The sequence below is a fragment of the Paraburkholderia sp. SIMBA_027 genome (assembly GCF_046535315.1).
Lineage (GTDB): Bacteria > Pseudomonadota > Gammaproteobacteria > Burkholderiales > Burkholderiaceae > Paraburkholderia > Paraburkholderia tropica.
On sequence record NZ_JAWRWY010001562.1, the window covers coordinates 1 to 237 of the forward strand.

Genomic DNA, 237 nt, shown 5'->3' on the forward strand with positions numbered 1-237 from the left:
GGTTTCGAAGCAAAATTCCAGCTTGCCCAGTTTCGCCGTCATCGTCACGGTGCCGGCCGGTCTGCGCATCAGGGCGCGGATGCGGGCCAGAAGCTCCTCGACGGCGAAGGGTTTGCCGAGATAATCGTCGGCTCCAAGGTTCAGGCCGTTCACCCGGTCCGCAAGCGTTCCCTGCGCCGTCAACACGATGACGGGCGGGGTGACGGGCAGCAGGCGCAGATCTTCTATGAGTTCGAT

1 protein-coding gene is annotated in these 237 nt (G+C 62.9%); it reads right to left on the bottom strand.

The features are described 5' to 3' along the window. Positions 1 to 237, bottom strand: a 237-nt coding sequence (locus tag SB764_RS44435; RefSeq protein ID WP_410867368.1) for a response regulator, incomplete at both ends; no start/stop codon positions are given.